Source organism: Pigmentiphaga sp. NML030171 (assembly GCF_002188635.1).
GTDB lineage: Bacteria > Pseudomonadota > Gammaproteobacteria > Burkholderiales > Burkholderiaceae_B > Pigmentiphaga > Pigmentiphaga daeguensis.
Genome location: NZ_NINX01000008.1, coordinates 26,348 through 32,883, shown reverse-complemented (window position 1 = coordinate 32,883; position 6,536 = coordinate 26,348). Strand labels below are relative to the sequence as shown.

Below are 6,536 nucleotides of genomic sequence, written 5' to 3'. Positions count from 1 at the left end.
GCACTGCTCTCCGCGTGCGACACGCTCGACGAATGGAGCGCCGAGGAATACCAGCACAAGTGCGAAAGCCTTGGAATCCATCCCGGTAGCCCGTCGTACGAGCCGTGCATACTGCAGCAACAGAAACCTTTCTCCTGACCAAGGTCCGGACACGGACGTTCCGATGTTGTTCCAACCCTTGACGCTGCGGGGCGTGACGGCACGCAACCGTATCGTCGTGTCGCCGATGTCGCAGTACAAGTCGGTCGATGGCTGCCCCACCGACTGGCACCTGGTGCACCTGGGCAAGTTCGCGCTGGGCGGCGCCGGCATCGTCTTCTGCGAAGAGACCTCGGTCTCCCAGCGCTCGCGCAAGACCTACGACTGCCCGGGCATCTACACCGATGCACAGGCCAAGGCCTGGCGCCGCATTACCGATTTCCTGCGCGAGCAGGGTACGGTCAGCGCCATCCAGCTGGGCCATGCAGGCCGCAAGGTGGCGACGCGGGCGCCGTGGGAGGGCTTCTCGCCGCTGGGGGAGGCGGACGCCGCCCAGGGCCGCCCGCCCTGGTCAGGCCTGGCTCCCAGCCCCATTCCGTTCAAGGAAGGGGCGATGGTGCCCAAGGAAATGGATCGCGACGACATCCGGGCGGTGATCCAGGCGCACGTCGATGCGGCCAAGCGTTCGTTGGACGCGGGCTTCGACATCTGCGAGATACACGGTGCGCACGGCTACATCATCCAGCAGTTCCTGTCGCCGATCACCAACCATCGCACCGATGGCTACGGCGGCGACATCGAAGGACGCATGCGCTTCGGCCTGGAGCTGATCGAGGCGGTCCGGGCTGCGTGGCCGGCCGACCGGCCGCTGTTCTTCCGCGGGTCGTGCGTGGATGGCCGCGGCGGCATCTGGAGCCTGGAGGACACGATCGTGCTGGCGGGCCGGCTGAAGGAGCGCGGGGTGGACATGTTCGATTGCTCGTCGGGCGGGATCGACGGTCCGCTCACGCTGCATGTGGTGCCGCGCGTGCCGGGCTACCACGTGCCGTTCGCGCGGCGCATCCGCAAGGAGGTGGGCATCCCCACCATGGCCGTGGGCTTGATCCGTGAGGCGCGGCAGGCCGAAGGCTATCTGCAGGCGGGCGACTGCGACCTGGTGGCGCTGGCGCGCGAGATGATGTGGAACCCGAACTGGGCGGCGCACGCGGCGCGCGAGCTGGGCCTGGCGCGGCCGCACGAACTGCTGCCGCAGAACTACGCGTGGTGGCTGCAGAAGCGCGAAGAAACCCTTGAACTTTCCAGGACATCCACCCATGAACAGCCCGTCTCCTGAAGGCCGTCCCTTTGCCGAACTGTATGACGTCTCCATGCATTACGGCGGGGTCGACGGCACGCTTGCACTCGAGAATCTGAACATGACCGTCAACCGCGGCGAACTGGTCGCGGTGGTGGGGCCGTCGGGATGCGGGAAGTCGACCCTGATGCGATTGATGAGCGGCCTATGGCTGCCGACCGACGGCGGTGTGATCATCGATGGCAAGGAAGTGGACCAGCCGCTGTCGATCGTCGGCATGGCGTTCCAGAATCCCACGCTGCTGCCGTGGCGCACGATTCTCGACAATGTCATGCTGCCGCTCGAAGTCGCGACCGGGCATCGCAGCCGCCTGCGCGCCCACAAGGCCGACTACGTGGCCAAGGCGCAGGAGCTGCTCGAACTGGTCGGGCTGGGCGGGTTCGGCGCCAAGCTGCCGCATCAATTGTCGGGCGGCATGCAGCAGCGGGCGTCGCTGTGCCGGGCGCTGATCCACGAGCCGGCGCTGTTGATGCTGGACGAACCGTTCGCCGCCCTGGATATCTTCACGCGCGAGGACCTGTGGTCGGTCCTGCAGAACGTCTGGATGGCCCGGCGCCCTACGGTGATGCTGGTTACGCACGATCTGCGGGAGGCGGTCTACCTGGCCGACAGGGTGGTGGTCATGTCGTCACGCCCGGGCCGGGTGATCGCCGAGCACGTGGTGCCGTTCCCCCGTCCGCGCAGGCGCGAGGATACGTTCTCGCCTGAATTCAATGCCCTGGTCCATGAATTGCGCGAAGCCATCGAAGTCGCGCGTGGCCGGCAAGACAGTCTTGAAGAGGTCGAACATGCAGCGTGACAATGCCTTGCCTATCAACGAGGTGCGTCGAGCCACGCGCAGCAGCCGGGCCGCCGCGCGCGCGGCTGCGCTGAAACGCCGGCGCCGCCTGGAGCGTGTGCTGCCATGGCTGGTCATCCTGGGGTTCTTCCTGGTTTGGGAAGCTGCGGTTCGCGGCCTTGGCATCGCGGATTTCGTATTGCCGCCGCCCTCGGCCATCGCCCAGGGCATGATCAAGTGGTGGGAGCCGCTGCTGGTCGACGCCGGACACACCCTGGTGTCCACGACAATAGGGTTCGCTTTCGCCGTCGTGCTCGGCATCGTCACCGGAGTCGCCATCGGGGCGTCCACGCTGGTCTACCGCGGGCTCTATCCTCTGCTCGTGGCGTTCAACAGCATTCCCAAGGTCGCGCTGGTGCCGGTGCTGGTACTGTGGTTCGGCGTCAATACCGTACCCGCCATCATCACCGCATTTGCCATCAGCTTCTTTCCCATCGTGGTCAACGTCGCAACCGGCATCGCCACCATCGAGCCGGAGCAGCGCGACGTGTTGCGCGCGTTGGGCGCGCGCCCGCTGGACATCGTGCGCAAGGTCGGGCTGCCGCGTGCCATGCCGTATTTCTTCGCCTCGCTCAAGATCGCGATCACCGTGGCCTTCGTCGGCAGCATCACCGCGGAAACGGTGTCCTCCGAGCATGGGATCGGCCATTTGATGATGGCGGCTTCCGCCAGTTTCGACGTGCCGCTGGTATTTGCCGGGTTGATCGTGACCAGTGTCATGGGCATCGCGATGTACACCATCGCGGCCGCCATCGAAAAGCGCACCACGACGTGGGCGACGCGTGGCCAGAACGATCTGGAGAATGGCGGACACTGACGGATCAGCTTCGGGACGTACGTACGGTAGCCAGTGGCAGGAAGAGTGTGCGCGGCGAGTCCGGCAAAGCGATGAATCCATGGTATCGGTAGAAAGCCGCCGCTGCCTCGTCCTTGGCGTCCACCATCAGCGCGTAGGCGGCGACTTCCGAACGGGCGGCCCGGTCAAGCGCATCGGCTAGCAGCGCGCCGCCTAGGCCCTGGCCCTTGAATGTCTGATCCACGGCCAGGCGTCCCATGCGAACGGCGGGTACGGTCGGATAGCGGGGCAGTTTCTTGCCGACACTAGCTGGCAGATCCGTCAGCAGCAGACTGGCCGAGGCCAATGTGTAGTAGCCCGCGATGCGCTGCCCATCGGCCATGGCCACGAAACAGGCCGCCACTCGGCGGCGGACATCCTGCGACACTTGTTCTCGCAGGTAGCGATTCAGAGGCTCCGAATCGCAATTGAATGCTGTACGGTCATGAGTCGCATCGAGGGATCCGACCAGGAAAGGCGCATTCCTCATTCAGCACGCAAGAGTTTGCGGCGACGAGCCATTGCGCGCTTCAAGGCCGGGGTGGGGGGCGGGGGCTCCATCAAAGCCTGAGCAAAACACTCTTGGTCGGCCAGCGACAAACGAATGACCTCGGCCTGTTCGATAGCCCGCTGAGCGGCATCCTGAACCGCGGCAACGATGAAATCAGTCATGGTCCTGCCCTGGAGTTCGGCGGCGCGTTTGAGCATCGAATGCAGGTCGGTACTGATTCGAGCTTCGAGACGAGCGGTGGAAACGGCTGTAGACATGGTGCTGTCCTCCTATTTCGATCATACGGCAAATTGCCGTACAAATCAAAAGTAGGGATGCTTGAATCGGCATGCCCTGGCAACAGCCCGCGATACCTACCGCTTATCCAACTGGTCGTACACGGCCGACGCCACCCGCGCCAGCTCGTCCTTGGAAACCCCCGCCGACAGCGCATAGCCGAAGGGCCCGTCTATCCAGTAGAAGACATTGATGCCGCCCTCGCGCGCGAAGCGGAAGGCCGTGTCCGGATTGCCGTCGCGCTCGGTGCTGACGTACAGGGTCAGGCGCTGCCCGCCGGCGTCCTGGTACATGAACTGGGCCACGGGGCCTTCGCTGCCGGGCAGCAGGCGGCCGCCGACCAGTTCAAAGCCCAGGCCGCCCAGCTTGGGCGCCCGCACGTCCCGGCCCAACCGCCGCGACAGCCAGGTGACGAGCTGGGCTTCCTGGTCCGCGCCGATCTCGACCGGCCGGCGCACGTCCGGACTATAGACTGCGTGGGCGATGGCGGCCTGCTGGGGCAACGACGGCCGCGCGTCGGCCAGGGCCGAGGCCTGGTAGCGGCCGTGTCCCCACCAGCCCGCCATGCCGCCCAGCAGGGCCAGCATGAGGCCGGCGGCAATGCGCAGGGCGGGCCACGGCGGGCGACTGCGCCGGGCGCCTGGCGGGACCGCCGCGGCTTCCAGCGCGGGCGGGATCGGTTCGTCCAGTACCGGCTCGAACAGCCGTTGCAGCGCGCGCTTCTGTTCCTGCCAGGCCCGCACGCGCACGGCGGCGTCCGGATGGGCGGCCAGATGGGCCCCCACGTCGGCCCGCCGCGCGGGCGACAGCTCGCCGTCGACGTAGGCATGCAGATCGGCTTCGGTGATGGGCATCATGGTTTCACTTGATCATCCGCAGTGTTCCGGCCGCGGGCGGCTGTCCGTCCAGGATCTGCCGCAGGCGCTCCCGCCCCCGCGACAGCCGGGACATGACGGTCCCCAGCGGGATGCCCAGAGTGTCCGCGACCTCCGTGTAGCGCATGCCTTCCAGCGCGACCAGCAGCAGGACCGCCCGCTGTTCCTCCGGCAACTGCGCCAGCGCATGCTCCAGGTCCTCGAGCTCGATGCCGTCCGCCTGCGTGGGCCGCGACGGCATGTCGTCCAGGGCTTCGTTCCACGGCACGGTGTTCAACCGCTGTCCCCGCAACTGGTCCACGCGCAGGTTGTGCATGATGGACAGCAGCCACGCGCCCAGGTCGCGCCCGATGTGCCACGTGTGCAGGCGCGCCCACGCGCGTTCCAGGGTGTCCTGCACGAGATCGTCGGCCGCCGCGCGATCGCCCGCCAGCGCGCGGGCATAGCGCCGCAGACGCGGAAGCAGGGCGGTCACCGCGCGGCTGTCCATGGGCCGGTCAGGTCAGGGCTTGGCGACGTGCCAGACGTTGTTGACGCCGTCGCCGGTCTTGTCGCCCGGCTTCTGGTCCTTGACCCAGAAGTACAGCGGCTTGCCCTTGTACGCCCACTGGGCCTTGCCGTCGTCGCGCGTGATGACCGTGTAGTCGCCCTCGGCCTTGTCCGAGGCCGTGGCCATCAGCGGTGGCCAGTTGGTCGCGCACGGGCCGTTGCACACGCTCTTGCCGCTGCCGGCGACGTCTTTGTCGAACACGTAGAGCGTCATGCCGTTGCCGCCGGCCAGCACGCCGTCCTTTGCCTGGGCGGGGGCCGCCTGCGCGGCCGACGCGCCGAACAGGGCCGCCGTCGCCAGCAGCAGGGAGGGCAGAAGCGATGTTTTCCTGGCTACCATGGGATGCTCCTTGGTGGTTGATGAAGGGTGCTTGAACGGTATACGGGGGCGGGCCGTCCAATATTCCCTTCGGCGGAAAATTTCGCCGCCTAGCCCATCTGCTGCCTATGCGCCGCGAATCGTTCCTCGATTTCCCTTTGCGCTTCGAACAGATGGTCCACGATCTTGCGTCGCGCCGCGTCGTCCTTCACTCCCCGCGACAGGAAGATCACGTTCAGCGAGGACACGGCCCGATCCTGGAAGCGCAGTGGCACCGCGACGCCGCCGAATTTCGGCTCGTCCGTCCATTCGCCCTGGTTCAAGGCATAGCCGCGCTCACGGGTCTGGGCGATCAGCGTCTGGACGAAACGGTCGTCGGCCGCCAGCCTGGCGTAGTCGTCGGTCCGGCCCTGCAGCAGGTCCAGGATGGCTGCCAGTTCTTCCAGCTGTGCGTAAGCCAGGTAGGCGCGGCCGGCAGCGGTGGTCAGGATGGGTAGCCGGCGGCCGGGCATGCCGGGATGAAAGGACAGAGGGCTGTATGAGCGCGTGGATGCCCGAACGATCATCTCATCGCCTTCCAGCGACACGATGGAGCAGGGCCAGACGATGGCTCTGGATAACGCGCGCATCATGGGCCAGGCGACTTCGGTGATCGCGACGTTGTCACGAAACCCATAGCTCAACTGGTGCACCCGGAATGTCAGCCGGTACAGGTTCGTGGCCGGGTCCCATTCCAGATAGCCGGCCTCGCGCAGCGTCTCCAGAAGGCGCTTGATGGTGGTCCGGTGCATGCCGGTGGTGCGGGTCAGTTCGGCGATGGAGGCCGAGCCGCCGGAACTGCGGTTGAGCGCAGCCAGGATGTCCAGGCCCTTCACCAGAGATTGGCAGAGCCGGTAGCCGCCGTCGAGGTTTCGCGCCATCTGTGCAGATTTCGTGATCGGGGAACGATGCGTCGATCTTACGATAGATGGCGTCCGGTCCCGGGCCGACCGGCGTGACC

General features: G+C 66.4%; 9 protein-coding genes. 3 read left to right on the top strand and 6 right to left on the bottom strand.

What is annotated here, in order from left to right; genetic code table 11:
- The first annotated feature begins 163 nt into the window (after window positions 1–163).
- Genes CDO46_RS01290 through CDO46_RS01280 form a run of 3 tightly spaced genes read left to right on the top strand, consistent with a single transcriptional unit; the run spans window position 164 to window position 2,988 of the window.
- The gene (locus CDO46_RS01290; RefSeq protein ID WP_087836765.1) at window positions 164–1,312 is read left to right on the top strand and encodes an NADH:flavin oxidoreductase/NADH oxidase; all 1,149 of its coding nucleotides are present in this window, start codon (window positions 164–166) and stop codon (window positions 1,310–1,312) included.
- Window positions 1,293–2,132: an ABC transporter ATP-binding protein gene (locus tag CDO46_RS01285; RefSeq protein ID WP_217896286.1), complete on the top strand. Its 840-nt coding sequence runs from the start codon at window positions 1,293–1,295 to the stop codon at window positions 2,130–2,132. Before CDO46_RS01290 ends, CDO46_RS01285 begins: the two co-directional genes overlap by 20 nt.
- Window positions 2,122–2,988 (top strand): ABC transporter permease, encoded by an 867-nt coding sequence (locus CDO46_RS01280; protein WP_087836764.1) that lies wholly within the window; start codon window positions 2,122–2,124, stop codon window positions 2,986–2,988. Before CDO46_RS01285 ends, CDO46_RS01280 begins: the two co-directional genes overlap by 11 nt.
- 4 nt (window positions 2,989–2,992) lie before the next feature.
- Here CDO46_RS01280 and CDO46_RS01275 read toward each other — a convergent pair whose 3' ends face one another.
- From CDO46_RS01275 to CDO46_RS01250, 6 genes are all read right to left on the bottom strand, one after another.
- Complete coding sequence (locus CDO46_RS01275; protein ID WP_087836763.1) at window positions 2,993–3,496, bottom strand: GNAT family N-acetyltransferase; 504 nt, start codon at window positions 3,494–3,496, stop codon at window positions 2,993–2,995.
- A complete protein-coding gene (locus tag CDO46_RS01270; protein ID WP_087836762.1) occupies window positions 3,493–3,774 on the bottom strand; it encodes a DUF1778 domain-containing protein in 282 nt (93 codons plus the stop codon). Before CDO46_RS01270 ends, CDO46_RS01275 begins: the two co-directional genes overlap by 4 nt.
- A 96-nt stretch (window positions 3,775–3,870) precedes the next feature.
- Window positions 3,871–4,650, bottom strand: coding sequence for an anti-sigma factor (locus CDO46_RS01265; RefSeq protein ID WP_087836761.1), 780 nt, complete (start codon window positions 4,648–4,650; stop codon window positions 3,871–3,873).
- A gap of 4 nt (window positions 4,651–4,654) precedes the next feature.
- A complete protein-coding gene (locus tag CDO46_RS01260; protein WP_087836760.1) occupies window positions 4,655–5,158 on the bottom strand; it encodes a sigma-70 family RNA polymerase sigma factor in 504 nt (167 codons plus the stop codon).
- A gap of 12 nt (window positions 5,159–5,170) precedes the next feature.
- Window positions 5,171–5,557 (bottom strand): hypothetical protein, encoded by a 387-nt coding sequence (locus CDO46_RS01255; RefSeq protein ID WP_087836759.1) that lies wholly within the window; start codon window positions 5,555–5,557, stop codon window positions 5,171–5,173.
- Window positions 5,558–5,646: 89 nt separating this feature from the next.
- Window positions 5,647–6,456, bottom strand: a complete 810-nt coding sequence (locus CDO46_RS01250) for a helix-turn-helix domain-containing protein (protein ID WP_087836758.1) — start codon at window positions 6,454–6,456, stop codon at window positions 5,647–5,649.
- Window positions 6,457–6,536: the final 80 nt, after the last annotated feature.